The sequence below is a fragment of the Desemzia sp. C1 genome (assembly GCF_020882875.1).
GTDB lineage: Bacteria > Bacillota > Bacilli > Lactobacillales > Carnobacteriaceae > Desemzia > Desemzia incerta.
Genome location: NZ_JAJIZP010000003.1, coordinates 619,387 through 646,139 on the forward strand (window position 1 = coordinate 619,387; position 26,753 = coordinate 646,139).

Consider the following 26,753-nt stretch of genomic DNA (forward strand, 5'->3'; position numbering starts at 1 on the left):
TATGAGTCATGCAGGATTCGAACCTGCGACCCTCTGATTAAAAGTCAGATGCTCTACCAACTGAGCTAATGACTCATGGTGGAGGTTAACGGGCTCGAACCGCTGACCCTCTGCTTGTAAGGCAGATGCTCTCCCAACTGAGCTAAACCTCCATAATGAAAACACAACAAATAACTAATCACTAATTCATTAATGATTAGTGCAGTTTTCTAGATTAACGATATACTTAATCAAGACTCCGCAAGCAGGACTCGAACCTGCGACATCGTGATTAACAGTCACGCGCTACTACCAACTGAGCTATTGCGGAATAAAAACTATGCGTGGCAACGTCCTAGTCTCACAAGGGGAAACCCCTCACTACCTTCGGCGCTAAGAAGCTTAACTTCTGTGTTCGGCATGGGAACAGGTGTGACCTTCTTGCCATCATCACCACACATATTGAGAACCTTGCGCTCTCAAAACTGGATTTGTCTAATATCGCATTCGTTCGGATCCGTTGAATCCACCTAAAATCTTGGTTAAGTCCTCGACCGATTAGTATTGGTCCGCTCCGCCTATCACTAGACTTCCACTTCCAACCTATCTACCTGATCATCTCTCAGGGGTCTTACTCACTTACGTGATGGGAAATCTCATCTTGAGGGGGGCTTCACGCTTAGATGCTTTCAGCGTTTATCCCTTCCACACATAGCTACCCAGCGATGCTCTTGGCAGAACAACTGGTACACCAGCGGTGTGTCCATCCCGGTCCTCTCGTACTAAGGACAGCTCCTCTCAAATTTCCTACGCCCGCGACGGATAGGGACCGAACTGTCTCACGACGTTCTGAACCCAGCTCGCGTACCGCTTTAATGGGCGAACAGCCCAACCCTTGGGACCGACTACAGCCCCAGGATGCGATGAGCCGACATCGAGGTGCCAAACCTCCCCGTCGATGTGGACTCTTGGGGGAGATAAGCCTGTTATCCCCAGGGTAGCTTTTATCCGTTGAGCGATGGCCCTTCCATGCGGAACCACCGGATCACTAAGCCCGACTTTCGTCCCTGCTCGACTTGTAGGTCTCGCAGTCAAGCTCCCTTCTGCCTTTACACTCTACGAATGATTTCCAACCATTCTGAGGGAACCTTTGGGCGCCTCCGTTACATTTTAGGAGGCGACCGCCCCAGTCAAACTGCCCGTCTGACACTGTCTCCCGACCAGATCATGGTCGAGGGTTAGAGTGGCCATACAGCAAGGGTAGTATCCCACCAATGCCTCCACCAAGACTGGCGTCCTGGCTTCAATAGCTCCTACCTATCCTGTACAAGCTGTACAGACACTCAATATCAAACTGCAGTAAAGCTCCATGGGGTCTTTCCGTCCTGTCGCGGGTAACCTGCATCTTCACAGGTACTATAATTTCACCGAGTCTCTCGTTGAGACAGTGCCCAAATCGTTACGCCTTTCGTGCGGGTCGGAACTTACCCGACAAGGAATTTCGCTACCTTAGGACCGTTATAGTTACGGCCGCCGTTTACTGGGGCTTCAATTCTGAGCTTCGCCGAAGCTAACCCATCCTCTTAACCTTCCAGCACCGGGCAGGCGTCAGCCCCTATACGTCATCTTTCGATTTAGCAGAGACCTGTGTTTTTGATAAACAGTCGCTTGGGCCTATTCACTGCGGCTGACCAATGGTCAGCACCCCTTCTCCCGAAGTTACGGGGTCATTTTGCCGAGTTCCTTAACGAGAGTTCTCTCGCACACCTTAGGATTCTCTCCTCGACTACCTGTGTCGGTTTGCGGTACGGGCTGTTTGTTTCTCACTAGAAGCTTTTCTTGACAGTGTGACATCAGAAACTTCGGTACTTAATTTCCCTCCCCATCACAACTCATCCTTAGAGAAGCAAGCATTTCACTCACTTCAAGACTCATTGCTTGGACGTGCATATCCAGCAGCACGCATTTCTTAGCCTCCTGTGTCCCTCCATTGCTCAAACAAAACAAACAGGTACAGGAATATCAACCTGTTGGCCATCGCCTACGCCATTCGGCCTCAGCTTAGGTCCCGACTAACCCTGGGAGGACGAGCCTTCCCCAGGAAACCTTAGTCATTCGGTGGACGGGATTCTCACCCGTCTTTCGCTACTCATACCGGCATTCTCACTTCTAAGCGCTCCACTAGTCCTCACGATCTAGCTTCAACGCCCTTAGAACGCTCTCCTACCATAGAACCAATGGTTCTATCCACAGTTTCGGTGTTATGTTTAGCCCCGGTAAATTTTCGGCGCAGGGTCACTCGACTAGTGAGCTATTACGCACTCTTTAAATGATGGCTGCTTCTAAGCCAACATCCTAGTTGTCTAAGCAACCCCACATCCTTTTCCACTTAACATAAACTTTGGGACCTTAACTGGTGGTCTGGGCTGTTTCCCTTTCGACTACGGATCTTATCACTCGCAGTCTGACTCCCGGACATGAATCAATGGCATTCGGAGTTTATCAGAATTCGGTACCCCGATAAGGGGCCCTAGTTCAAACAGTTGCTCTACCTCCATGATTCTACATTCCGAGGCTAGCCCTAAAGCTATTTCGGAGAGAACCAGCTATCTCCAAGTTCGATTGGAATTTCTCCGCTACCCACACCTCATCCCCGCACTTTTCAACGTACGTGGGTTCGGTCCTCCAGTGCGTTTTACCACACCTTCAACCTGGACATGGGTAGATCACTTGGTTTCGGGTCTACGACCACATACTCATTCGCCCTATTCAGACTCGCTTTCGCTACGGCTCCGTCTATTCAACTTAACCTCGCATGTAATCGTAACTCGCCGGTTCATTCTACAAAAGGCACGCTATCACCCATTAACGGGCTCTAACTATTTGTAAGCACACGGTTTCAGGTGCTATTTCACTCCCCTTCCGGGGTTCTTTTCACCTTTCCCTCACGGTACTGGTTCACTATCGGTCACTAGAGAGTATTTAGCCTTGGGAGATGGTCCTCCCGGATTCCGACGGAATTTCTCGTGTTCCGCCGTACTCAGGATACTGATCAGAGTGAAAGTCGTTTCGAATACAGGGCTTTTACCTTCTTCGGCAGTCCTTTCCAGGACGCTTCTTCTACGACGTTCATTTATGACTCTATGTGTTCAGTCCTACAACCCCAGAAAGCAAGCTTTCTGGTTTGGGCTCTTCCCGTTTCGCTCGCCGCTACTCAGGGAATCGAATTTTCTTTCTCTTCCTGCAGGTACTTAGATGTTTCAGTTCTCTGCGTCTACCTCTACTGACCTATGTATTCAGTCAGCAGTAACATCCTATTAAAGATGCTGGGTTCCCCCATTCGGAAATCTCTGGATCAAAGCTTACTTACAGCTCCCCAAAGCATATCGGAGTTCGTCCCGTCCTTCATCGGCTTCTAGTGCCAAGGCATCCACCGTGCGCCCTTAGTAACTTAACCTATCATTACTAAATTGGTATTACTTGTTTTATCTTACGATAAGAACATTAAAAAAACTCATTTAAAACGCGGTGTTTTCTCGGTTTTCTTACTTAAATGTTTCTATTAGACAATATCCAGTTTTCAAAGAACAAAGTTCTGAGAGACTAAACCTCTCAAAACTAAACAAAGTAAAAGCGAACCGTGTAAAGTTCCGTTATATCCTTAGAAAGGAGGTGATCCAGCCGCACCTTCCGATACGGCTACCTTGTTACGACTTCACCCCAATTATCTGTCCCACCTTAGGCGGCTGGCTCCCGAAGGTTACCTCACCGACTTTGGGTGTTACAAACTCTCGTGGTGTGACGGGCGGTGTGTACAAGGCCCGGGAACGTATTCACCGCGGCGTTCTGATCCGCGATTACTAGCGATTCCGGCTTCATGTAGGCGAATTGCAGCCTACAATCCGAACTGAGAATGGCTTTAAGAGATTAGCTTAACCTCGCGGTTTTGCGACTCGTTGTACCATCCATTGTAGCACGTGTGTAGCCCAGGTCATAAGGGGCATGATGATTTGACGTCATCCCCACCTTCCTCCGGTTTATCACCGGCAGTCTCACTAGAGTGCCCAACTGAATGCTGGCAACTAATAATAAGGGTTGCGCTCGTTGCGGGACTTAACCCAACATCTCACGACACGAGCTGACGACAACCATGCACCACCTGTCACTTTGTCCCCGAAGGGAAAGCTCTATCTCTAGAGTGGTCAAAGGATGTCAAGACCTGGTAAGGTTCTTCGCGTTGCTTCGAATTAAACCACATGCTCCACCGCTTGTGCGGGCCCCCGTCAATTCCTTTGAGTTTCAACCTTGCGGTCGTACTCCCCAGGCGGAGTGCTTAATGCGTTAGCTGCAGCACTGAAGGGCGGAAACCCTCCAACACTTAGCACTCATCGTTTACGGCATGGACTACCAGGGTATCTAATCCTGTTTGCTCCCCATGCTTTCGAGCCTCAGCGTCAGTTACAGACCAGAAAGTCGCCTTCGCCACTGGTGTTCCTCCATATATCTACGCATTTCACCGCTACACATGGAATTCCACTTTCCTCTTCTGCACTCAAGTTCTCCAGTTTCCAATGACCCTCCCTGGTTGAGCCAGGGGCTTTCACATCAGACTTAAAGAACCGCCTGCGCTCGCTTTACGCCCAATAAATCCGGACAACGCTTGCCATCTACGTATTACCGCGGCTGCTGGCACGTAGTTAGCCATGGCTTTCTGGTTAGATACCGTCAAGGGACGAGCAGTTACTCTCATCCTTGTTCTTCTCTAACAACAGAGTTTTACGATCCGAAAACCTTCTTCACTCACGCGGCGTTGCTCCGTCAGACTTTCGTCCATTGCGGAAGATTCCCTACTGCTGCCTCCCGTAGGAGTCTGGGCCGTGTCTCAGTCCCAGTGTGGCCGATCACCCTCTCAGGTCGGCTACGCATCATCGTCTTGGTGAGCCATTACCTCACCAACTAACTAATGCGCCGCGGGTCCATCTACAAGTGACAGCCGAAACCGTCTTTCTTCTTTCTGCCAGGAGACAAAAAGATCTATGCGGTATTAGCATCCGTTTCCGAATGTTATCCCCCGCTTGTAGGTAGGTTACCCACGTGTTACTCACCCGTCCGCCACTCTTCTTTCCCGGTGCAAGCACCGGCAGGAAGCGTTCGACTTGCATGTATTAGGCACGCCGCCAGCGTTCGTCCTGAGCCAGGATCAAACTCTCATATAAAGTCGTCACCCGAAGGTGACTGCTTAATGATGCTTGAAGCTCATTAATTGATTGCTAGCGAATAATTATTCACTAATGTTGTTGTTTCAGCACTTGCCGAAACTCCTTACACGTTTGGTTCGTCTTACTTTGTTTAGTTTTCAAAGGTCTAATTTCGTGTTTCGTTGTCGTTTTGACAACTACTTAATAATATCAGCTGTTTGACTGGAAGTCAACAACTTTTTTCGAAATTTATTTTTATTTTTGCTTCGTGTTGCTGTGTTTCTCTGACAACTTCTATATATTATCATCGTTTTAAAAAAACATCAACTGTATTTTTATACTTTTTTCAATTTATATTGAATATCTTTTTTTCCAAAACACATTCTTTTTCTGGTTATATTACAGAAGAAACTCACCAAACAGTTGTTTTAACCCCTATCTCACTTTCCTTAAACTTCTTTCTCTCTATTCCTTTTGATTCTCATGATGAAGTCTTTTATGATTATTTATTCATTATTCATCTATCAATATTGAAATCGCTGTTTTCTTAGTTTCAAAAAATGTGGTTTCCATTAGTATAAGATGTAAAAAAACATAGATATATATCATTTTTTATTTTATTGTAAATAATGCTTATGCTATACTGTTTTTGTTACTATTTTAAGGGGGAATTATTAAATGTTAAAAAGATTGATCGGTCCATTAGCTGTTATTTCACTTTCTCTTTTTGCTTGCGGAAATGAAGAAGCAGACAGTCCAAATGAAGAAACAGCTGAAAGTACCGAGTCTACCGTTGCAAGTCCAGATGAAATCATGAATCAAATTACTGAAAGCAGCTCTGAAGATGAGCGTCCATCAGTATCTCTTGATTTCAACACAGGCGTAGAATGGACAGATGAAGGTTATACCGCTTTGCTTTCTGAAGACGGAAGTTACGCTGTGACTGGTTATATTGAAGGTGGGGATAAACTCTTTTTAGTTCAAGATGGAGAAGTTATGGAAGAAATTCCTTTAACTGACACTTTGGATTTTGAGTACACTATGGAAGGCGGACTTTCTGAAAACCAAGTTTATTACTTTGTAGCAGATGACCGCTTAGAAGTTGGACAGACAGATGTTAATTTAGACGATGCAGACCGTGCAGAAAAAGTTACTTTTGCAGTGGAATAAAAAAGAATTGTATTTAAAAGGAGTTGAGAAGCAGAGAAAAGTTTTTCTGTTTTTCAACTCCCTTTTTCTTTAAAGTCTTTCCTATTAGATGAATTCTTTAGGTGGTGTAAAACTATGCGTTTATTTGGATTGACCATTTTGTTCATGTTTAACACTTTGATTTCTACCTTTATTTTGTTCGCACTTTACGGTTTGTTCCGTTTAAATTTTGGTTTAATAGAAGGCGTTACAGATAATTCTGGACTGTTCTTTTTTATTCTTCTAGGAATCACATTGCTGTTTATTTTATGGTTCAGCTTCTATCAGGTTTACAAACACAACAGAAAAATTTGGCTTACCTTTTTTTATTATTTGGATTAGTGCTGGTCATTTTCAACAGTAAAGTATTTTGGTTTTTATTTTTAATGCTGATTTATTTTATTGGGGTTGGATTGATCTATTTCGATAAAAGTTTTACTCCTGCTAAAGACAATGAAAACTAAAAAGCAGCAGGCGTCCCTGGTTATAGACACCTGCTGTTTTTCATTACTCTTCATACTCTAAAATATCCCCTGGCTGACAGTCTAATACTTTACATATAGACTCTAATGTAGAAAATCGAATAGCTTTTGCTTTCCCATTTTTTAAAATCGATATATTCGCCATAGTGATACCTACTTTTTCAGAAAGTTCCGTCACACTCATTTTTCTTTTTGCCAACATGACATCAAGATTGATTCGAATCGCCATAATTTCACCTCAGACTGTTAATTCATTCTCTGTTTTTATTTCGATAGCTTCTTTCAATAGCCGCTCTAGTACAGCCGCAAAGATACTAATGACAACTGCAGCAAAAATCGGCAGCATTCCTATGATGATCAACCCAGGAGCATCATCCCATTCTGCCACCATTGCTACTAATGGAAGAGCCAAGACATAAATCCCGCTGATGACTAAAGCACTTTTTTTTATTTTCTTTAAGGCTGCAACTGAAAGTTCAGAGAACGCTTTACTTACATCTATATAATGCAGCAACTTAAATGACTGGGATAGAGCTGCAAGATAAGGAATCAAAGAAATCGTTACGAGAAATAAGATTCCCAGGATAATATACCCTAAAGTCGCTCCATCTGTCGCTTCTTTATAAGCTGTCTTTCCTATTTCAAACCATAGTAATCCTGTTAAGGCTAAAGGCGGTGTCGCCATCAACACAACAGCCAACTTCAATAACCATGTTGATTTTTGTTTCATTCTCAACTTCCTCCTACTAACATTTGACATGAGTTTACCAAATTATTTATCGTTTATCAATAAATAATTATTGAATTTCATTTTATTATACCTTTCTTAAATAAATGAAAGAGCCTGATTACAGTTTTTCTGCAATCAGGCTCTTAGTTTTTTTTCTATACAAGATAATTTAGTACAAAATAAATCACAAATACTATCGACAGCAGTATAGTCATTCCAGTTAGTTCTTTTGTCTCATTTTTCACGATTTTCAAAAGTGTGTAAGAAATGAAGCCAAATGCTATTCCATCTGCAATGTTGAATGTTAACACCGTCATAATCACTGTAAACATCGCTGGAAAGGCATCTGAAAAATGATCAAATGGGATTTTTTTGATGTTTCCTTGAACCATACTGACTCCAACGATAATCAAAATGGGCGCGACTGCACTCATAGGAATCAAACTTAGAATTGGCAAAATAAACAGTGCCGGAATAAATAATAGACCAGCTGTTAAGGAAGTCAGTCCAGTTTTTCCTCCAGCCGCTACTCCTGTAGCACCTTCAGCTGAAGTACAAGTCGAATTACAGCTCATCACTGAAGCAGCTAAGACAGAAATACCATTTGCTAAATACGCTTTTGGCAATTTAGTACGATCCGGCAGCATGCTCAGTTGAGAACCCAGGTTTTGAAAGAGTACCATCATTAACAAAGCGAACACGGCTATCCAAAAACTAGGATTTGACATTTGGCTGAAATCAAATTGTGCTATTCCATTTGCAAAAGGTTTTAAGGATAAGGAAAACGAACTGATCTCAGAAAGGTTGACAATACCTGTTGCGATCCCGACCAAAGTTCCTGCTACAATACTCAATAGAAAGTTGGCTGGTACTTTCCGCTCAAATAAAATCAACGCGATAATCAGCGACACTATAGTTGTCAGAGGCAAAGGATCATTTAAATTTCCTAACGCAACTAAGGTTCCTTCGTTTCCGACAATAATCCCGCCGTCTTTTAAGCCTAAAAACATAATAAAAAAACCAATGGCTACACTCATACCAGATACTAAAGTTCCTGGTATGGCCGAAGCTAGTTTAGGAGCGATTTTTGATGCTGCAATAATAGTAAATAAGATTCCTACTACTAGTACTACGGTCAAGGCTTGAGGACTTGTGAGCCCAAACGCTCCTACTAATGTAAAAGCAAAAAAAGCATTGTCACCCATTCCCGGAGTAATAATCAAAGGCGAGTTGGCTAAAAAAGCCATCAGCAAACAGCCGATCACTGAACTCAATACTGTAGCTACCGTGACTGCAGCATAATTCATTCCTGTAGTACTTAAGACAGAAGCATTGACCGCAATGATATACGAAACTGAGATGAAACTAGTCATTCCCGCTAAGAGTTCCGTTTTGATCGTACTCTCTTCCTCTACAATATTAAATCTTCGTTTGACAAAATCCTGGATAGACACACTCATAGAACTCTGTTTATGACTCATGGTTTTTCCCACTTCTCCTTTAGACGCAGCCTCAACAATATCTTGCTAACTTTTTCCTGCTGTTATTTTGTTCTCATTATAGCTATCGGTTGTGCAAGTATCAAACCAATTTTTTCCAGTGTCATTAGTTTTTTATTTTTTATTCAAATATAGAAGAAATAGTCAATATTCTCATTCTCTAGAAGTAATTCTCACTCTACTCTTTTCCATACCAATTTTCTTTCTGGATGCTGCACATTAGATAAGTGCAATTTCCCATTTGCCAATTTTACAGAACGAACTTGATTCGTTCCTACATACGAAGAAAGCAAACTGACGGCTACATGAGTGGTAAGCGTCTGTGCTATTTCGTCGATTTGAAATTCCCCAGCGTAAGCGTGATAACCCAATTCAGCCATTTTCTCTTCTGCATCTGTTAAAAAGTTTCCTTTATCACTAGACTGGTCTTCAACTGTCATAATATGGACTGAAATCATGTTTTCTGGAGTAAAAGTGATGAATCCTTCAGCTTCTTTTCCTAATGGATAAACGATTTCTCCATTTTTGCCTTGTGACTGAAAGGATTCTAATGTCCAAGTCGTTCCTGATATCAATTCTTGAAGTTTCCCCATTATTATTTCCTCCTGATGAATACTTTATTCTTTCCAATTCTTTATTACTCCGCCTTCTAGATGTTTCACTGGATCATATTTCGGTTTACTCACTTGTCGGATTCTTTCCTTAATCTCTGAGTAGTGCTCTAGATCGCCTCTTTGCATATCGGGTTCTTTGCCATCAGGATAAGCTCCTATGATTTGAAAATCTTTTGAAGCTGTTATCAATTTATGCGCAACTCCTGCCGGAAGGAGCACGACATCACCTGCTTTAAATGAATAGATTTCTGCATTTGGTCCGCCAAGTTGCACTTCTGCATCTCCTGAAATACATGCCAACACTTCATGAGTGTTTGAGTGGAAGTGGTGATAGGTATAAATACTGCCGACCCATCCGTTGGTGTATCCATTCTGTTCAAAGAATGACAACACTTTTTGCGAAGTGTCTTCTCTATTCAGTTTGTCTGCAATACTTTCTGGATAGTATATAACAGTTAAAGTGCTGTTGGGAAAGGGTTTGTTTTCTTGAATCGTAAAATATTTCGCCATTGATAGATTCTCCTCTCTTATATACCTTAAGTATAAACAAACCTATTATTTCAGTCGAAAATTTCCGCCTATTTCCATGTGCAACAAGCTTTTTCCAAGACAAAACAATGGAAAAAAATGACGATTTTCTATAGGATAAATAAAAATTCACTTTTTGAGTTCGAAAAAAATTATATCTTCCTGCATATGCAATGGTATAATAAATTTTGAGTGCTGTTGTGGAACACAACCATATTGCTGATTATGTTATGAAACAATCAGCCGTTACAGTGGCAAGAGCTCATTTTTGTTTGATAGAAAAAAGGAGGGATTATTCTGGAGGAGAAAAACACACTGCTCATTAATCAAAAAACCATAAAAGAATTGATGGGTATAAAAGATATCAATGAGATCGTCCATAAAACATTCATCGGAATGGGAGAAGGAACAGTCATCAATCCTACTAAATTAACGTTGGATTTAGGAGAAACAGGAGGCTATCCACCATACGAGGGATTCATGAATGCCATGCCCGCTTACATTGGTTGGCAAGATATTGCTGGTTTGAAATGGGTCGGCGGTTTTCTTGGCGAAAGAAAAGAAGCTGGACTTCCTTATATCACCGCTATGATTTTACTACTTAACCCTCACTTAGGGACTTTTACAGCCGCACTAGACGGTGCATATATCACAAATATGCGTACGGGATCTCAAACAGCCAACGCCTTGCGTTATTTGGTGAAAAAACCTTCTATTTCTATCGGTATGTATGGAGCTGGTATGCAAGCCAGCACGAATATCCTCGCTATTTCAGATTTATTCGACATCTCAGAGCTGATTATCTGGAATCATCGTCGTTCTACAGCTGAAAAATTTGCTGAGGATATGAAAGATTTGGTGAAAGGAACGATACGCGTCGTTGAAGATGCTAAAGAAGCCAGTCAAGCAGATGTTCTCATAACCGTCACCCCTGCACAAGAACCGATTATCAAAGCCGATTGGATCCAACCTGGTACGATTATTTTCCCTCTTGGTTCTTTCCAAGAAATTGAAGACGAATTGATTTTAAAAGCGGACAAAATTATCGTGGACCATGTGGAGCAAGCTTTGCATCGCGGGGCTTTGAAACATTTAAACAAAGAAGGCAAAGTAACGGAAAAAAACATTTTTACTACTTTAGGAGAATTGGCAGCAGGCCAATCAGATGCAGGTGATTTATCGAATGATATTACCATTTGTATCCCTATCGGAACGGGCGCAATGGATGTAGCCATTGCTGGAGAAGTTCAAAAACGCGCTCTTGAAAAAGGTTTGGGAGAACATTTTGACTTCGTAGAATAACTATCAAAAAGGCAGCCTGCAAACGGATTATTCCATTTGCGGACTGCCTTTTTCATTATATAAAATATTACGTGCGGTATATTTCTGATCCAACTGGCAACAAAGCTAATTTGGCATGCTTGAAATGCTGCATTCCAAAAGGAATCCCTACAATCGTCAAACAGAAAACAATACCCAGCGCCACTTCTTCTATGACGATTGCAAATCCACCAAGAAACAGCCAGATGATATTGACCAAGAGCGATGAACCACTATCACTGTAACGAATCTCTTTTCCAAAAGGAGCTGCGGACATTTTAGCAAATTTAAAACACTGTCTGCCGATTGGGATTCCGATAATTGTTATTGACCACAATATTCCTAGAATCCCCCACGATAGAAAGCTGATAAATCCGCCCAATATAAACCACACAATATTCCCTAATAGTTTCATAATTCTTCTCCTCTTTAATCGTTGTTATTCTGATGTTTACATTACTTATTATAGAGGACAGAATCTAGCAGAACATCAGACTAAATGATGATTTTCTGAGTGAATATTGTTTAGGCCAGACAAGTTAAAATCCATCGACCACATAAAAGTTTGATTTTAGCGAATCTTTCACTACATTTAGCAAATTTTATGTAGGCAGCAAATTATCCTTTATTATTGTCTTATTTTTATTTGCTGTTTTCTTCCAACCATCTCTTTGCTGCAAGCATATCTTCATGTATATCAGATGCCAACTGTCGATTGTAAAATACACTGGCAGGGTGGTAAGTACATAAAACAGAGTATTTTTTATCCGTCCATTGATAAGCAGTGTCTTCAAGGTCCGCTAAATATTGAACAGGTGTCGTCAGTACTTTTCCATGAAGCTCTTTTACTGCTGCTTTCTTTCCGAGTACTCGCTCAATGGCTGACGTACCTAAAAGAATGATCAGCGGAGCATCAATATGACTGATTTCGTAATCCGTCAAAGGCGCATGTGCCAACACTTCTTTTCGGGTCGGTTTACGATTGTAGCGTCTCATTTCTTCCTCACCTGTACGCTTATTGAGTTTTAGACGGTCTTTAAAAGGACGACTATGAAAGACGCTTGTAATATACGCATTTTCCCTCGTTAATCCAGCTGTCTCCATAAACTTCGTCAGTTCAACACCTGCTCGTCCAGCAAATGGAGTGTCTACATCTATTGTTACCTCTACTTCGCCAGGCGCCTCTCCAATCAACAGAGCTTTTGGCTGTTCCGGACCCTCTCCGCGTAAAAATCCCTCTACAGGAAATCCCGCAGCTCTTTGTTGCGCTAGTTGAATCAGTTCTTTAGTAAGTATCGTTTTTATCATTTGAATGATCACCCTCCTTACTTCTCTTTTAGGTTAGCACATTTAAAGTGGTAAAAAAAATATAAGACATACTCACGTTCTATATAGATGAAAGTTCGTCCTGCAATTTAAAAAAGCCAGATGGAGATAAAAAATCTCCATCTGGCTTTAGCTGTCTACTTATTTATTTTTATAAAAACAACCCAATAAACATAGCTGAAAGAACTGGAACGATAAATCCGCCCAACATTCCTCTAAAAGCTAAACTAGATAGATCATTTTTTCTATCAGGCGCAAATACTGCTAATCCAGTAACACAGATAGCAATACTTGAGAATGCACCAAAACTTCCTACTGCAATAGACAACATAGCTACGGCTCTATCTGACAATTCTCCTAATTGAGGTGCCAGTTCTGCATAAGCAACAAACTCATTGATTGACAATTTGGTCCCTAGAACTTGCCCAGCGATGATAGATTCTGATCCTGTCAGTCCCATCAACCAGCCTAGTGGCATGAATAAGTAGCCTAATAACTCCGTAAAACTAGTTCCTACCAATCCTAACAGGCTGTTCAACAACGCTACAATGGAAATACCGGCAATCAAACTAGCTCCAATTCCTAACACCATTTGCAATCCATTATTGATTCCTTCAGCCAAAGCAGAAAATACAGAGGTATTATCTCCTTTTCGATCAAGCGTTACATCTGTTACTCGGCTTTCTTCCGTTTCAGGAGTCAATATCTTAGCCACTAAAATAGAACCAAACGGCACCATTGCTGAAGTGACCAATAACCATTCCATAGGGATACCCAACAAGTTATACCCTACTAAAATAGATGCTGACATAGATCCCATCCCTGCAACCAATACAGTCATCAACTCTGAACGAGTCATGTCCGGTAAGTATTTAGCGACTAAAAAAGGCGACTCTGTTTGTCCTAAAAGCATGTTAGCTACCGCTACAAATGATTCAGCTTTTTCAGTGCCCATCAATTTCCCGACAGCTCCACCGACGATCTTAACGACCCAACCTACTACACCAAGGTATCCCAAAATACCCGTCAATCCAGATAAGAAAATGATGACTCCTAATACATCAATAAAGAAGTACCCATTTCCAAATAAATCTCCAAATACAAAGGTCAACCCTTCGTTTGCAAAACTAAATAATTTGGTAACTCCTGCAGCCAATTGTCTGATGATCCAACTGCCGACAGGTATTTTTATTAAGAATAATGATAGTACCAACTGTGCTGCTACAGCAACTGCCACAGTCTTTTTATTGATGGCTTTTTTATTGTCCGACATCAGATATAAAATACCCAATAAAATAATAATTCCAAAAACTGTTATAACTTTTTCCATTGCTTTAGTTCTCCATTTCCATTACTTACTTGTAGATGAACTTTATAACTCGGCTGCTCGTTCTTTGGTTACCTCCCACTTTTTCTGGATTCACCTCATTTATAAATAATCACAATTTCTCATATTACCATATCCCTATGCTCCTATCAAATGAAGTTCTGCTCATAAAGCACGTGAAAAACGACTGATCTGTTTAAGGATCAGTCGTTTCGCCCTTTTCCTTTTTGACCAGCTGTTTAGGGGTGAGTCCATAAAAAGCCTTAAAGTTTCTGATAAACGAGGTTGAATCTGAGAACCCTACTAACAAAGCTGTCTCTTGAACAGGTAAATCAAGTGACACTAAAAAGGTTCTTCCAATCTGTACTCGAAATTGATTGAGCATATCTTTAAAGGTCGTATTGAATGTTTCACTTAATAAATGATTGATTTTTTTCTGCGACAAATTCATACCGGCAGCAGCTTCAACGATAGAAAGTTCTTTGCGACAATTCTCTAAAAGATACATAGCGATCTCCCAAGCATCGTATGAATTTCCGGAAGTTGAAGGATTAGACAATCCTTTTCTGTATTCTAAAGGAGTCATTTGCATTATTTCCTTAAACATTTTATAGAAATAAGCTTCCGATCGATACCCGCAGATCTTTCCGATTTGGTTGATCGATAAATCGTCATATTGAAATAAAGCTGCGGCGTTTCGTATACGTACTTGATTGAGCAGCTGGTAAAAACTCTTTCCTGTGAGTTCGAATAAACTTGGTCCTATCATTGCCTCTTCGATAGCCAATTCTTTGCTGACGAATGAGGGAGACAAATTTTCTTGATGATGGATTTGTATGTATTCAACTATTTTCCAAGAAGGATTTCGTTGGAATTCTTTTTCCTGAAACTTCCTGGATTGTGTTTTATGAGAGAAATAAGACAGGTAAGCTACTAAAGAAATATGTAATGCTTCCATATTTCCTAGATTCGTCTGCTTTTCGACATATACCGTTTCGCATAAGAATTCGATTTGTTTTCTAGTGTTCTCATCTACAGAAGTGATTGGGATAGAGCGGTCTAAATTCTTGATAGCATTCAAATACCTCGTTTTATCGGTACTGATCAATAACAACAGTCCAATTGAAAAACGAATGCGGTATAGTTCAAGAGATTGTTTTCCTGATATCAGTAGTCTGTTGACATGATAAGGCATCAATTGGATAATATCGCCTTCATTTATTGAAAAAGAAGTATTATTGATCTCAATAGCTGCTGCACCTGAAAGAATGATCAAAAACTCGATCTCATTTCGGTAATGTTTCGTTTCTGATTTAGCGATAGTTTCTTTTCGTATGCTTAGATCTGCAGGTTTGAACTTTTGCGAAAAATAATCGACGCTAGTGTATGGAAAATTCTCTGTCATCACTTTCCCCTCCTTACAAATGATTTTACTATAAAGTGAGTGAATAGTCTTTTTTTGCTGATTATTTTAACCTAGAATAGATTATACTACTTGTGAAATATAAAACAAAAGGAGAGATTCCAATGTCAAAAGTATTTATTTTAGGCGGAACAGGTTTTTTAGGCTATTACACAGTTAGAGAATTGTTGTCAAAAGGTTATGAAGTCAAAACAATGGCTTTGCCTCCAATGCCAACAGAAGATCTATTGCCAGCTGAGGTAGAATGCAGCCTTGGAAACATCAATGAGCTTTCTGATGACGAAATTCGTGACTTATTAAGCGATTGTGAAGGTTTTATTTATGCAGCAGGAGCTGACGAACGTATCGTTCCACAAAAACCTGCAATGAAATTCTTTTACGAAGCAAATGTTCTCCCTACTCAACGCTTAGCTCGTTTAGCTAAAGAAGCCGGTGTGAAGAAATTTGTCGTTTTCGGCTCTTACTTTGCTGAGTTTGCTGAACGTCTTCCGGAATACAACTTAAGAACCCAAGCTTATCCAAACACCCGACTATTACAAGAACAAGTTGCATTTGCTGAAGGAGAAGGCAGCATGACGGTTACTTCTCTCCGTTTGCCATACATTTTTGGAACAATGCCAGGCAGAGCTCCTTTATGGAAAATGTACACAGATCAACTAAAAGGAAGACCAGTTTACCCTGTACTAAAAGGTGGAACAGCTATGGTAACTGTAGAACAAGTTGCTGAAGCGGCTGTTGGAGCAATGGAGAATGGAAAACACCGTCATACTTATGCGATTTCAGCATTAAATATGAAATTCCAAGACTTCTTCCAAATGATGGTAGATGCATTGGGTCAAACAGAAACCACTCAAGTTCCTGTAGTAGAATACGACCAAATGAAATCTGTTTATGAAGACATCGACAGAAAAGCAGCTGAAAAAGGATTAGAACACGGAATGCATATGGTAGTCAGTTCTAAACTCCAAACAGAAGATCTGTACCTAGACCCTGCAGATACCATGTCCGTATTAGGCATCAAAGAACACGACGTCATCCAATCCATCAAAGAAACCCTAGCTACCTGCGTTTAGAGCGTGGAGCAAGGCGCTTAGCTCGACGTACACTTCACGAAAATGAAACTTAGGGCGCTTTTCCCCTAAATTTCATTTTTGGAAAGTGATAGGCGAGTTGCCTTGCGCAACGCGTTTTTAGAGAGCGTGAAGTAAACCGGTTAGACCTTCGTAAAGAACATAAAAAGATGCAGTCCTTTGTTTAAAAGGTCCTGCATCTTTTTATTATGCCTTAGTCTTAAATTTGTTTGATAAGTCCATTCTCTAGATATCCTTTGACTTCTCTTCTTCTATCTTCCAAAATAGTAACGAAGGTAAATACAGTTATCAAAGGAGTCTTTGCAATGAATACCAATAATATTGAAAAGCAAAATAGTCATCTAGACTTGACTGATCCTGATGTAAAAAATGTCTTTGCATTATATGAAAATCACGCGGAAGTTCCTTACATTTCACCGCAACGTAATTTGCATGAATGGGTTAATCTGGTCAATATCGGATCAGAAAGTTTGGTTCCAAAGCGAAATATGATTCGATTTGAAGAAGATGTGCTTCCTGGTCATTTGATTTTGTTGTGGCGCATTAATTTCGGCACATTCACTACCATCAGCGGTTATCCAAAGTATTTCGAATACGATTATGGAATCAATGCGGACCAAGCTTTAAAAGAATTGATCGATAAAGGATATGCGAAACAATTGTCAGCACTGGATTCCTTGCCTTATTTGAATGCAGCTCAATTAAAATCCATATTAATACAATTCGGCTTGAAAGGCTATTCTAAACTAAACAAGGAAGGTCTCATTATCGTTCGAACGTGATAATGTCCTAAGTAGGTCGAAGCATAAAATGTCCCAAAATGATAAAATAAAATCATGAAAAGGATAATACTAACGATGAATGAAGATAAGAAATATAAAGTAATAAAAGCTGTGGCAGAAAAAAGAAAGGAAAAAAAGAGAGCTTGTGTTGAACTTGGGCTCTCGATGAGGCAAGTCAACAGATTGATTCAAGACTATCAAGAAGGAGGAAAAGCTGTTTTTTCACACGGCAACAGAGGAAAAACAGCTAGGCACGCCGTGCCAGAGGAAATAAAAAGACAAGTGATCGAGCTCTATCAAAGTTTTAAGATAAAGCCTAACGTGAAGCATTTTACTGAAATTTTGAAGGAGGATCATGCTATCTGTTACACCGATACGACCATTCGTCATATTTTATATCATGCTGATATTCTATCACCTAAGGCTCAAAGAAAAACACGTAAGAAAATAAATGCTCGAATCAAAGCTAAATCAATGAAAGGTAAAAAAGGGTCTTATAACCCACTGGTTCCAAGAGCCGAAGATCAAATGGAGTTACCCGAAAAAAGTCACCCTAGCCGTCCTAGAAAGAAATATCAGGGGGAGCTTATTCAAATGGATGCCAGCTCCTATAACTGGTTTGGTAAAGAGGTGACACATCTCCATTTAGCTATTGATGACGCTTCTGGTAATATCGTCGGGGCTTATTTCGATATGCAAGAAACACTCAATGGCTATTATCATGTGCTCAATCAGATCCTAACGAAACAAGGCATCCCTTTAGCTTTTTTAACAGATAAACGAACGGTTTTCGAATACACATCAAAAGCCATGAAAGCGGTCGAAGAAGATACCTTTACCCAGTTTGGTTTTGCCTGTCATCAACTCGGTATTGAGATTAAAACCTCCTCTATTCCACAAGCTAAAGGCCGCGTAGAGCGCTTAAACGGGACTGTTCAATCACGACTTCCTGTAGATTTAGACTTAGCTGGAATACAATCTATGGAGGAAGCCAATCACTTTTTAACGAAATGGATTAGGACTTTCAATAAGAAGTTTGGCAATAAAACGAAGGAATCCATCTATGAAAACGCACCAACTAAATCAGAAATCAATTTATTATTAGCACGAGTAGCGAATAGAAAAGTGGATAGTGGGCATCATATTCGGTATCAAAACAACTACTACCTGCCTACGGAAGGCAGTGAAGAGCACTACTTCACGCGAAGATCAAAGGTGTTGGTTATCGAAGCGTTTAACGGAGATATCTATGTAAATATAGCTGAAAAAATATACACAACAAGGAGACTGAAAGAACATGACTACTACTCACAAGAGTTTGATCCGATTCCAGAGCAAAAAAAAGAAAGACGCCAGTATATTCCCCCACAATCTCACCCGTGGAAACTAGAATCTTTCAAAAGATATCTTCGCAGTGTCGGAAAAACACTCGAAGAGTACGAAGCTGAACAAACAGCTTAAGACTAATTTTAACAAATTCGGTCACATTAATGCAAGCTTTTGCGAAGTAAAAGCTTGCATTAATGTGAGCCTTGGTTTTAGGACATTTTAACTTTCGCTTGACATTCTAAACTAAACAAGGAAGGTCTCATGGAATTTGCTAAATCAGAATTGATGGAAGAACAAATCAGTCCCCACTTTTCTATCAGAGGTTTTGAGATCACTCCTGCCGGAAAAGAACTGTTGGCTAAATATCCAGAACCTGTCGACCGTCATCCGAAGAAAAAATATTAACGTTTATATTCCTTAATACAATACACTGAACATAAAAAACTATCTTCTCATTAAGAAAAGAAAGTTTTTTCGCAGTTTCCTATAAAAAAAGCTTATTTTAGTTCTTGCCATACTTTATTTAAAAATTCTCCGCTTTTCTCTTTGATCGCCAAATCAAATTGATCCATTTGAGCTAATTCTGTTCGGTTGATCAATATTGAATGTCGACCGCGAAATTCTTCAATAAAATAAGCTGCCGGCATCACATTTAGACTCGTTCCAATGACGATCAGCATATCTGCTTGTTGTAAAGCATTGATTGCGCCATCGACAACTTGCTCATCCAATTGATCCCCATACAAAACGATATCTGGGCGGAGCTTGTCTCCTTTACTATCTATTGCTATACCATTTTCGTCCCATTGAACCTCATGAGCGGGGACAGGTTTATTGGTTTTGACTGACTTCCATTTTGTAGCATCACCATGCAAAGGATAGACAATCGAGCTGCCTGCTGCTTCATGCAAATGATCAATATTTTGAGTGACGATACTGACTTGCTTACCTTTTTCTTCCAATAAACGGAAGAACTGATGTCCGAAATTTGGTTTAGCATCTGGAAAGTCTAGTGTCGTGCGATAGTTCTCAAAAAACAGCTCAGGATAACGGTTGAAAAAAGGCACGCTTAACGCTTCTTCACCGCTGTATCGTTTCCCAGACAGCTGATCAAAAAAACCACCTGCTGAACGGAAATCTGGAATACCGCTTTCCGTACTGATTCCTGCTCCGGTAAATGCAACGATTCTTTCTGCTTCTTGTATCCATTGTGCAACTTGATTGACTGATTGATTCAAACTATTCACCTTTTCTATATATATTGTTTACTGGTTTCTTGAAATATAAGCAGCTAGATTGGTTAATGAAGAACTCAATCCTTCAATATGAGCCTTCTCATCAATAGAAGATGGCACATTCTCAGCAACAATTTCTACTTTCGTTACCGGAAGGAACCGTTTCTAAATTCCACGTCATTCTCATCGTTTCTCTCAACGTTGGATCATCCGATTCAAAAGCTGCTTCAGTGACCACTTGTTTATCTTTTATCAACTTCGTAAAAATGCCTTTGCTAACATCTTTATTGCCTTCTGTTTTTCCAGCTTGAGAGTATTCTGGGTCTAAATACGTTAGGGAAATTTGAAATTTCCCGCTTTCCCACGGTTCATATATTTCTATTTCTCCCCTCATCCCCTCGGGCGGCAACCAAGAAACTAAAGCGTTAGGATTTAAAATCGCTTGATAAATAGTGCTTGGAGAAGCAGCGATTTCTTTCGAAACTCTATCCGTTCTTCTTTTATTTAACTGATTCATAAGAATGTCCTCCATTCCCAGCTGTTCCTAAATTCCAAAAAAAACCAGACCTGTTGTTCGGATATTTTTATCTTCTATTAGTATAACATGCAGCTATTTGGAATTTGTATTAAAGCATACTGCCACTCCGCTTTGCTTTAATACAGCACAAAAAGCAGTGTGACTTTCTATATCGAAAGTTACACTGCCTTTTCTTCTATTCATTTCGTAAAAAATTAATTTATATTTTCTTTTCCATACATAGAAATCGATTGAATGTTGGTCAGTGCTATACTCACCAAAGTCCCTGCCACCACTCCATAAGCTAAATTATGTGTGAATACAACAATCGCAACGGTCAATAACATGACCACACTGTCTTTTTTAGGCATAGACGTCAATTGTCTGATAGAGCCCCAATCGATTGTTTCATAAGAAACGACGACCATAACAGCCGCTAAAGCAATAATGGGAATTTGTACCACTATTCCATTTAACAGCACCACTGATGTCAACATGAAAAAGCCAGACAGAAATGTAGCTAATCGACCAATACCGCCGTAACTAATGTTGATGACCGTTTGGCCAATCATTCCGCAACCGGCGATTCCGCCAAAGAATCCAGAAAGCATATTTCCGATACCTTGACTGATGGATTCCTGGTTTTTATTACTTGGCGTATTAGTCGACTCATCCACTAATTGTGCGGTCAATAAAGATTCCAACAATCCAACAATCGCTACAGAAAGAGCTGTCGGAAAAATAATTCTCAACGTTTCGACATTCATAGGGACTTTTGGAATACTAAAGGAGGGCAAATCGCTAGATATCTTACCTAAATCTCCCAACATTTGTACGTTTAAATCCAAGCCTAGTACAATCATCGTAATCACGATAATAGAAATAATAGGAGCAGGAATTTTTTTCGTTACTTTAGGCATCAAGAAAATAATGGCAATACCGAGTGCTCCAAGCACCAGCAATAGAGGATTTCCTTTAAAATGATTTACTTGAGATAAAAACATCATGATACCTAATCCGTTCACAAAACCCAACATAACAGGTTGAGGAATATAACGCATTACCTTACCTACTTTAGCAGCTCCCAATACAACTTGGATCACTCCGGCTAAAATAGTAGCGGCAAATAAGTAATTCACTCCATGTTCCGCGACCAAATTGGCTAGCACTAATGCTACCGATCCGGCTGCAGCGGAGATCAATCCTGTACGTGCTCCAAAAAAAGCTGCTGCTGCTGTAATGAAAAATGTAGCATAGATTCCAACAATCGGCTCTACACCTGCTACAATCATAAAACCAACAACCTCAGGGAATAAAGCTAAACAGACAACGATCCCCGCTAGAATATCTCCCCTAATATTTCCAAACCATTCTTTTTTATATTGTTGCATAAATACCTTCCTTCTAGAAACAAACACTTCCTTAATAAGCTTACAAGAAAATATCATACCACAATTTTAGGGATAAAGGTGTTGCTGATTTTTTACCAGCACGTCATACATATAAAAAGTATAGTTCTATGGTAGTGTGGTTGATAAAAAATTCATCACCTCTGTTTTTGTATAATATAAAAATTTGTACTTATTAGAAGTTGAAATGAAAAAATTGTTTTTGAAGCCTCGCTTTTTAAATCAGTCAAATCTGACTATTTCTGTAGGAATATGGGATGGCTTGTAGCCATGAAGAAGGAGGCAATTGTTCTACGCTGCGCTACGCATACCATGCTTGTAAGTTGCTGAAGCAACAACAATCTTGGCAAATTACTTAGTGTTAGGCTTTAGCCGTTACACTAAGTTTGAAGCTTGTCAGCCTTGAGACGTTCTTTGCCTTAAGGCGGTCCCATGGCTCTTCGTAAGTCATCCCATATTCCGGAGGAAATAGTTTGCGTACGCTAGAACGTGAAAATTTTAAAATTTCTCATCACCTATACTTAATGAAGAATCCATAAAAAACTTCCAGCAATAGGGAGCTGGAAGTTTTTCATCTGTATTTATTGTAAAACAGGTTCTTTCTCGTCTTCTACTATCAAGTTCTTTTCAATCGCTCTTCGACGTAGTTCATCACGGAATTTTGGATGAGCGATATTGATCAACGCCTCTGCTCGTTCACCAAAGGTTTTCCCGATCAACTCAGCTTTTCCATACTCTGTTACTACAGTATCGACATCATTTTTCGATGTTGAGACAATCGACCCATGAGCTAATTCTGGTACGATAGTAGAGATTTCGTCATTTTTCGCTGTAGAATACAAGCAAATGATTCCTCGTCCATCTTTCGTCAAGCGCACACCTTTAGTGAAATCAGCTTGTCCCCCAGTAGAAGAATATAATTTCCCTTGAACCGATTCAGAGTTACACTGTCCATAAAAATCAACTTCAACAGATGAGTTGATCGAAACTAAGTTGTCCACTTTTGCAATGTTCAATAAACCATTTGTTTCGTCACACGGCAACATCAAAATGTCTTCGTTATTGTTCATGAATTCATACAATTTTTTAGATCCAATTGCAAATGTAGAAACAGTTTTGTTTGGATAAGCTGGATTGTTTTTGTTAGTGACAACCCCTTTTTCATACAAATCAACGATTTTATCTGGAAGCATTTCGCTGTATACGCCTAAATCTTTCTTATCCATCAAGTATTCCATAACCGCATTCGGCATAGATCCGAAACCGATCTGAACAGTATCGCCGTCTTTTACTGTATCTGCGATGATTTTTCCGATAGCCAAGTCTTTTTCTTTCAAATGGGGTGTCGGCAATTCCGGTAAATCAACTGTATTTTCTACTAATGCTGCTACTTGACTGATATGGATGTTGTTTTTAGCACCAAAAGTACGAGGCATATTTTCATTCACTTCTAAAATGATTGTTTTTGCATGTTCAATCAATGGTGCCACATAAGAAGGACTCGTTCCTAGTGAGAAGTTTCCGTTTTCGTCCATTGGCGAAACAGTCGCCATAATCACTGGATGAGCAGAACGTTGCAGCAATAATGAAGGGATGTCTGAAAAATGGTTTGGTAAGAAGTCAACAAACCCTTTTTGGTAATACTTACGGTCAGCACCGGATAAGAAAATCGATACTTGTTTCAATTTGCTTGGCGGCAAGTCTAATGGACCAGAACTTGGCAGCATACGGTGTAAGTAGTTTCCTTCTAAATTCTTGTTTTCGGGTAACGCTTCCAATAATGCAGGTGGTTCACCTGGGTTGATCGGGAAAATGATCTCTTCCCCAGGTTCTACTAATTGTACAGCTTTTTCAGGAGTCGTTAATTTTTCTTCGTATAGTTTTTTGTAGTCAGTAATTGTCATAATGGTTCCCCCACTTCATTTATAAAGAGCTGTTGGCAAATACTTATTTTCGTTTGAAAGCAGCTTTTCTTTTTTCTGTAAAAGCTGTCATTCCTTCTTTTTGATCTTCTGTAACAAATAAAGCTCCGAACATCGAGTTGGCTTTAATAGTATTGGTTTTTTTACATTACACTTTTACACTTTTTGTAAACCGCTTACACGCATACTTTACCTCACTTTTATTGAAACCGTCTACTTATGGAAAATTATAGAACCTATAAGCTGAACTGAAAGCCCTTTAATTCCACTCAATGCAAAGAAACACCTCTTCTATAACGCATACACGTTATAAAAGAGATGTCCGGGTGTTTTGTATTTCGTTTTATTTAGAATCAACTTCCATTTTCACTTCATTTACCGTTTGTTCCACTTCTGCTCGAGACATTTTTTCTTGTCCTTTTTTCATCGCCTTCAAGCTTTTATGCGCAAATTCTAACGGCAAACGACAAAACATCACCGTACTTTTTTCCGATAAAGTGGCGATATAAGCATCTGCTTTTTTCAAATTGTCTTCTGCGTAAGCAAATAGATCATCTCTTGACCAGCCGTCTGGAACAAAACTGACGCCCCGTTCTTCGCTGTCTTCTTTTTGATTGCGTAAAATATTAACTGCTTGAAGTCCTCGTCCGAATCCGATCGCCAGATCCAGGTCCGTTTCTTGGCCATAAGACCAATGCCATAACTTAGACAAGTAAACTCCTACAACACCAGCTACGTAATACGTATAGTCATCTAGATCTTCTTTAGTCTGCACTTGCCAATTTTTCTTCGCCCATTTGGCCATACCAAATGCCATTTCACTGCTTATCTCCATCATCATGGGGCGAGAGCCTTCGGGACAGGCTTGCACCCAATCGTACAAGCGCAAAGAAACTTCAGGCAATTGCTCCTTTACAGGTTCGATAATGCGGAGATACGCTTCTTCAGTAAATGGTCGCTTAAAGAGTTCGCTCACTTGCATCAACAACTCATATTTCGTATCGTCTGAAATCAGTTCATGGTCTTCGATCTCATCGATCGCGCGCATCACTAAATACGCAGAGGCCACTGAATGTTTTAAATCGCTTTTCAAAAAGGTGATCGGAATATAAAAAGTTCGGCTTGTTTCCTTCAAAACTCGCATAGCTTCTTTAGGAAACTGTTCATTTTTCTTCATGCGTTTCTCCTCCTGAAAGTTCTTATTCCTATTGTATAAGAACTTTTCTAAATACTAAAGAAATAAATAAGAAGAAAAGAAGAAGATTTCATTATTTTAGTTGGTAATGAAAAAGATGCTTCCTTTTGCAGAAAGCATCTTACAAATCTAAACGTCTAATATTCGACCAGCTAAAGCTTTAATCATTTCAGGATCATCATGAGAGAAGAATTGGCTCTCGCTTTTATCTAATGTTTTAATGGCTTCTTTGTCTTCTTCAGTTAAAGCAAAATCGAAGATAGATAAATTCTCTTCCATCCGTTCTGGTTTTACAGTCTTCGCTAATACAATAACATCCTGCTCGACCAGCCATCGAATAATCACTTGAGCCACCGTTTTGTTATATTTAGCCCCAATAGCTGCTAAAACGGGATTTTGGAATAAGTTGTTTTTCCCTTCAGCAAATGGTGCCCATGCTTCTGAAACGATTCCCTCAGCTCTTAACAATTCGAGCGTTTCACTTTGCTGATGATAAGGATTGATTTCAATCTGATTTACTGCGGGAGTTGTTTTATTGAATTGGGATAAGTCGACAGCTTTAGCAACTGAAAAATTACTGACTCCAATAGCCCGAATTTTACCCTCTTCCTGTAACTTTTCCATTGCTCGCCAAGCACCATATGTGTCATTATATGGTTGGTGCAAAAGCAGTAAATCAACATACTCCAAATTCAATCTGTCTAAAGAACGTTTGAATGACTCCAATACACCATCATAAGTCGTATTACTGATCCAAATTTTTGTAGTAATGAACAACTCTTCTCTTGAAACACCCGATTTTTTGATTCCTCTCCCAACAGCTTCTTCATTCAAATAGCTTTGAGCTGTATCGATATGTCGATATCCTGCTTTTATGGCATTTATAACTGACTCTTCTGCTTCTTGCGGATCTGTGATTTGAAAAGTTCCGAATCCTAAAATAGGAACCTTTACTCCATTGTTTAATTTTATTGTTTGCATACAGCACTTTCCTTTCTTTACTAAAATTGATTTCGCTTACATTTAAATGTAGATACCATCTATTTCTACTGTAAACTATAGAGTGTACTCCATAGCAAGTACTTTCTTCTCTTCATTTCTATTTTTATTCCATTTCTTTAACATGAGCCATTTCCCATAACTGTTCGATGTCTTTCTCTTCTACAGAACCAGCTTGAAATTGCGCTACATGCTCATCATAAGTAGCAATCTTATGGATCAGCAAATCCCGTGCCTGTTCCATCTCAACAATACGAGCTTCTATCTGTTGGAGTTGATTAGAAAGAATTTCTTTCTGCGCTTTTGAAACGTCTTCGGTAGATTGAGCTAATGTTGCAAATTCAATCATCGATTCGATAGATAACCCTGCTTTACGTAAACTTTTTGCTAAAAAAATCCAATTCAAATCCATTGTCGTATAATTCCGATACCCATTTTTATCCCTTTTGACAGGCGGAATGACACCGACTCTTTCATAATACCTTAACGTATCTATCGATAACTCAAACATCTTTGCTGCACTTTTAATGTTCATCTTTCAACCTCCTAAACATTCATACTAACTAGTATTATAAACTATGGAGTTTACTCCATACCAACAAATATAAATGGTTGATGAAATGAAAAAAAGCAATCTCTTTGGTCACTACAAGAGATTGC

The 26,753-nt window shown here is 39.9% G+C and carries 23 protein-coding genes, 3 tRNA genes and 3 rRNA genes; 7 read left to right on the forward strand and 22 right to left on the reverse strand.

The window, feature by feature from the left end:
• Positions 1–2: 2 nt before the first annotated feature.
• From LMF32_RS03455 to LMF32_RS03480, 6 genes are all read right to left on the reverse strand, one after another.
• Positions 3–75: transfer RNA gene (locus LMF32_RS03455), tRNA-Lys, on the reverse strand.
• Position 76: 1 nt separating this feature from the next.
• Positions 77–152, reverse strand: a tRNA-Val gene (locus LMF32_RS03460).
• Positions 153–236: 84 nt separating this feature from the next.
• A tRNA-Asn gene (locus LMF32_RS03465) sits at positions 237–310 on the reverse strand.
• 11 nt (positions 311–321) lie between these two features.
• Positions 322–437 (reverse strand): 5S ribosomal RNA (gene rrf / locus LMF32_RS03470).
• A gap of 80 nt (positions 438–517) precedes the next feature.
• Positions 518–3,436 (reverse strand): 23S ribosomal RNA (locus tag LMF32_RS03475).
• Positions 3,437–3,644: 208 nt separating this feature from the next.
• A 16S ribosomal RNA gene (locus LMF32_RS03480) occupies positions 3,645–5,195 on the reverse strand.
• Together the 16S, 23S and 5S rRNA genes with 3 tRNA genes alongside form the textbook arrangement of a ribosomal RNA operon.
• Positions 5,196–5,855: 660 nt before the next feature.
• Here LMF32_RS03480 and LMF32_RS03485 point away from each other — a divergent pair.
• Both LMF32_RS03485 and LMF32_RS03490 read left to right on the forward strand, forming a co-directional pair.
• On the forward strand, positions 5,856–6,347 hold the full coding sequence (locus LMF32_RS03485; RefSeq protein WP_230523868.1) for a hypothetical protein: 492 nt from the start codon (positions 5,856–5,858) through the stop codon (positions 6,345–6,347).
• A 114-nt stretch (positions 6,348–6,461) separates the two neighbouring features.
• On the forward strand, positions 6,462–6,707 hold the full coding sequence (locus tag LMF32_RS03490) for a hypothetical protein (RefSeq protein WP_230523869.1): 246 nt from the start codon (positions 6,462–6,464) through the stop codon (positions 6,705–6,707).
• A gap of 165 nt (positions 6,708–6,872) precedes the next feature.
• On the opposite strand, the gene LMF32_RS03495 is transcribed toward LMF32_RS03490, so the two are convergent.
• The 5 genes from LMF32_RS03495 to LMF32_RS03515 all read right to left on the reverse strand — a co-directional run bounded on the left by LMF32_RS03495 (position 6,873) and on the right by LMF32_RS03515 (position 10,200).
• Positions 6,873–7,076 (reverse strand): helix-turn-helix transcriptional regulator, encoded by a 204-nt coding sequence (locus LMF32_RS03495; RefSeq protein WP_092480700.1) that lies wholly within the window; start codon positions 7,074–7,076, stop codon positions 6,873–6,875.
• A 9-nt stretch (positions 7,077–7,085) separates the two neighbouring features.
• Positions 7,086–7,577, reverse strand: coding sequence for a DUF2975 domain-containing protein (locus LMF32_RS03500; RefSeq protein WP_230523870.1), 492 nt, complete (start codon positions 7,575–7,577; stop codon positions 7,086–7,088).
• 155 nt (positions 7,578–7,732) lie between these two features.
• Positions 7,733–9,058: an NCS2 family permease gene (locus LMF32_RS03505; protein WP_230523871.1), complete on the reverse strand. Its 1,326-nt coding sequence runs from the start codon at positions 9,056–9,058 to the stop codon at positions 7,733–7,735.
• A gap of 191 nt (positions 9,059–9,249) precedes the next feature.
• Complete coding sequence (locus LMF32_RS03510; RefSeq protein WP_092480702.1) at positions 9,250–9,669, reverse strand: lipocalin-like domain-containing protein; 420 nt, start codon at positions 9,667–9,669, stop codon at positions 9,250–9,252.
• Positions 9,670–9,693: 24 nt separating this feature from the next.
• Positions 9,694–10,200: a cupin domain-containing protein gene (locus LMF32_RS03515; RefSeq protein ID WP_092480703.1), complete on the reverse strand. Its 507-nt coding sequence runs from the start codon at positions 10,198–10,200 to the stop codon at positions 9,694–9,696.
• A gap of 339 nt (positions 10,201–10,539) precedes the next feature.
• Here LMF32_RS03515 and LMF32_RS03520 point away from each other — a divergent pair, with 339 nt between their 5' ends.
• Positions 10,540–11,520 carry an ornithine cyclodeaminase family protein gene (locus tag LMF32_RS03520; protein WP_347401927.1) on the forward strand — a complete coding sequence of 327 codons (981 nt, stop codon included), beginning with the start codon at positions 10,540–10,542 and terminating at the stop codon, positions 11,518–11,520.
• Between the two features lie 67 nt (positions 11,521–11,587).
• Here the strand turns inward: LMF32_RS03520 and LMF32_RS03525 are convergent, their stop codons facing one another.
• The 4 genes from LMF32_RS03525 to LMF32_RS03540 form a co-directional block, all read right to left on the reverse strand.
• Positions 11,588–11,953, reverse strand: coding sequence for a YccF domain-containing protein (locus LMF32_RS03525; RefSeq protein ID WP_230523873.1), 366 nt, complete (start codon positions 11,951–11,953; stop codon positions 11,588–11,590).
• A 227-nt stretch (positions 11,954–12,180) separates the two neighbouring features.
• Entirely contained in the window at positions 12,181–12,846 is a 666-nt protein-coding gene (locus LMF32_RS03530; RefSeq protein ID WP_230523874.1) for a uracil-DNA glycosylase, read from the reverse strand.
• 169 nt (positions 12,847–13,015) lie between these two features.
• Positions 13,016–14,194, reverse strand: a complete 1,179-nt coding sequence (locus LMF32_RS03535; protein WP_230523875.1) for a nucleoside transporter C-terminal domain-containing protein — start codon at positions 14,192–14,194, stop codon at positions 13,016–13,018.
• A gap of 193 nt (positions 14,195–14,387) precedes the next feature.
• The gene (locus LMF32_RS03540; protein ID WP_230523876.1) at positions 14,388–15,596 is read right to left on the reverse strand and encodes a helix-turn-helix domain-containing protein; all 1,209 of its coding nucleotides are present in this window, start codon (positions 15,594–15,596) and stop codon (positions 14,388–14,390) included.
• 122 nt (positions 15,597–15,718) lie between these two features.
• Here LMF32_RS03540 and LMF32_RS03545 point away from each other — a divergent pair, with 122 nt between their 5' ends.
• The 4 genes from LMF32_RS03545 (at position 15,719) to LMF32_RS03560 (ending at position 19,221) form a co-directional block, all read left to right on the forward strand.
• On the forward strand, positions 15,719–16,687 hold the full coding sequence (locus tag LMF32_RS03545) for an NAD-dependent epimerase/dehydratase family protein (RefSeq protein ID WP_230523877.1): 969 nt from the start codon (positions 15,719–15,721) through the stop codon (positions 16,685–16,687).
• A 323-nt stretch (positions 16,688–17,010) separates the two neighbouring features.
• Positions 17,011–17,487, forward strand: a complete 477-nt coding sequence (locus tag LMF32_RS03550; RefSeq protein WP_230523878.1) for a hypothetical protein — start codon at positions 17,011–17,013, stop codon at positions 17,485–17,487.
• Positions 17,488–17,562: 75 nt separating this feature from the next.
• Entirely contained in the window at positions 17,563–18,948 is a 1,386-nt protein-coding gene (locus tag LMF32_RS03555; protein ID WP_230523879.1) for an ISNCY family transposase, read from the forward strand.
• A 129-nt stretch (positions 18,949–19,077) separates the two neighbouring features.
• A complete protein-coding gene (locus LMF32_RS03560; protein WP_230523880.1) occupies positions 19,078–19,221 on the forward strand; it encodes a hypothetical protein in 144 nt (47 codons plus the stop codon).
• Between the two features lie 92 nt (positions 19,222–19,313).
• Here LMF32_RS03560 and LMF32_RS03565 read toward each other — a convergent pair whose 3' ends face one another.
• The 7 genes from LMF32_RS03565 to LMF32_RS03595 form a co-directional block, all read right to left on the reverse strand.
• Positions 19,314–20,054, reverse strand: a complete 741-nt coding sequence (locus LMF32_RS03565) for an NAD-dependent protein deacylase (RefSeq protein WP_230523881.1) — start codon at positions 20,052–20,054, stop codon at positions 19,314–19,316.
• Positions 20,055–20,175: 121 nt separating this feature from the next.
• Positions 20,176–20,568: an SRPBCC domain-containing protein gene (locus LMF32_RS03570; protein WP_230523882.1), complete on the reverse strand. Its 393-nt coding sequence runs from the start codon at positions 20,566–20,568 to the stop codon at positions 20,176–20,178.
• Positions 20,569–20,783: 215 nt separating this feature from the next.
• On the reverse strand, positions 20,784–21,959 hold the full coding sequence (locus LMF32_RS03575) for a SulP family inorganic anion transporter (protein WP_230523883.1): 1,176 nt from the start codon (positions 21,957–21,959) through the stop codon (positions 20,784–20,786).
• Positions 21,960–22,558: 599 nt separating this feature from the next.
• On the reverse strand, positions 22,559–23,881 hold the full coding sequence (locus LMF32_RS03580) for an acetyl-CoA hydrolase/transferase C-terminal domain-containing protein (protein WP_092480713.1): 1,323 nt from the start codon (positions 23,879–23,881) through the stop codon (positions 22,559–22,561).
• Positions 23,882–24,242: 361 nt separating this feature from the next.
• A complete protein-coding gene (locus LMF32_RS03585) occupies positions 24,243–25,076 on the reverse strand; it encodes a squalene/phytoene synthase family protein (RefSeq protein ID WP_230523884.1) in 834 nt (277 codons plus the stop codon).
• Between the two features lie 147 nt (positions 25,077–25,223).
• Positions 25,224–26,075, reverse strand: coding sequence for an aldo/keto reductase (locus LMF32_RS03590; protein WP_230523885.1), 852 nt, complete (start codon positions 26,073–26,075; stop codon positions 25,224–25,226).
• Positions 26,076–26,199: 124 nt separating this feature from the next.
• Positions 26,200–26,628: a MerR family transcriptional regulator gene (locus LMF32_RS03595; protein ID WP_230523886.1), complete on the reverse strand. Its 429-nt coding sequence runs from the start codon at positions 26,626–26,628 to the stop codon at positions 26,200–26,202.
• Positions 26,629–26,753 lie beyond the last annotated feature (125 nt).

What these genes read in the sequence shown, in the direction of transcription:
- LMF32_RS03495 (WP_092480700.1), bottom strand. Translation starts at nt 7,076, where the DNA reads ATGGCGATTCGAATCAATCTTGATGTCATGTTGGCAAAAAGAAAAATG.
- LMF32_RS03515 (WP_092480703.1), bottom strand. Translation starts at nt 10,200, where the DNA reads ATGGCGAAATATTTTACGATTCAAGAAAACAAACCCTTTCCCAACAGC.
- LMF32_RS03500 (WP_230523870.1), bottom strand. Translation starts at nt 7,577, where the DNA reads ATGAAACAAAAATCAACATGGTTATTGAAGTTGGCTGTTGTGTTGATG.
- LMF32_RS03525 (WP_230523873.1), bottom strand. Translation starts at nt 11,953, where the DNA reads ATGAAACTATTAGGGAATATTGTGTGGTTTATATTGGGCGGATTTATC.
- LMF32_RS03590 (WP_230523885.1), bottom strand. Translation starts at nt 26,075, where the DNA reads ATGCAAACAATAAAATTAAACAATGGAGTAAAGGTTCCTATTTTAGGA.
- LMF32_RS03545 (WP_230523877.1), top strand. Translation starts at nt 15,719, where the DNA reads ATGTCAAAAGTATTTATTTTAGGCGGAACAGGTTTTTTAGGCTATTAC.
- LMF32_RS03535 (WP_230523875.1), bottom strand. Translation starts at nt 14,194, where the DNA reads ATGGAAAAAGTTATAACAGTTTTTGGAATTATTATTTTATTGGGTATT.
- LMF32_RS03560 (WP_230523880.1), top strand. Translation starts at nt 19,078, where the DNA reads ATGGAATTTGCTAAATCAGAATTGATGGAAGAACAAATCAGTCCCCAC.
- LMF32_RS03580 (WP_092480713.1), bottom strand. Translation starts at nt 23,881, where the DNA reads ATGACAATTACTGACTACAAAAAACTATACGAAGAAAAATTAACGACT.
- LMF32_RS03595 (WP_230523886.1), bottom strand. Translation starts at nt 26,628, where the DNA reads ATGAACATTAAAAGTGCAGCAAAGATGTTTGAGTTATCGATAGATACG.
- LMF32_RS03550 (WP_230523878.1), top strand. Translation starts at nt 17,011, where the DNA reads ATGAATACCAATAATATTGAAAAGCAAAATAGTCATCTAGACTTGACT.
- LMF32_RS03540 (WP_230523876.1), bottom strand. Translation starts at nt 15,596, where the DNA reads ATGACAGAGAATTTTCCATACACTAGCGTCGATTATTTTTCGCAAAAG.
- LMF32_RS03490 (WP_230523869.1), top strand. Translation starts at nt 6,462, where the DNA reads ATGCGTTTATTTGGATTGACCATTTTGTTCATGTTTAACACTTTGATT.
- LMF32_RS03505 (WP_230523871.1), bottom strand. Translation starts at nt 9,058, where the DNA reads ATGAGTCATAAACAGAGTTCTATGAGTGTGTCTATCCAGGATTTTGTC.
- LMF32_RS03510 (WP_092480702.1), bottom strand. Translation starts at nt 9,669, where the DNA reads ATGGGGAAACTTCAAGAATTGATATCAGGAACGACTTGGACATTAGAA.
- LMF32_RS03585 (WP_230523884.1), bottom strand. Translation starts at nt 25,076, where the DNA reads ATGAAGAAAAATGAACAGTTTCCTAAAGAAGCTATGCGAGTTTTGAAG.
- LMF32_RS03530 (WP_230523874.1), bottom strand. Translation starts at nt 12,846, where the DNA reads ATGATAAAAACGATACTTACTAAAGAACTGATTCAACTAGCGCAACAA.
- LMF32_RS03575 (WP_230523883.1), bottom strand. Translation starts at nt 21,959, where the DNA reads ATGCAACAATATAAAAAAGAATGGTTTGGAAATATTAGGGGAGATATT.
- LMF32_RS03485 (WP_230523868.1), top strand. Translation starts at nt 5,856, where the DNA reads ATGTTAAAAAGATTGATCGGTCCATTAGCTGTTATTTCACTTTCTCTT.
- LMF32_RS03555 (WP_230523879.1), top strand. Translation starts at nt 17,563, where the DNA reads ATGAATGAAGATAAGAAATATAAAGTAATAAAAGCTGTGGCAGAAAAA.
- LMF32_RS03570 (WP_230523882.1), bottom strand. Translation starts at nt 20,568, where the DNA reads ATGAATCAGTTAAATAAAAGAAGAACGGATAGAGTTTCGAAAGAAATC.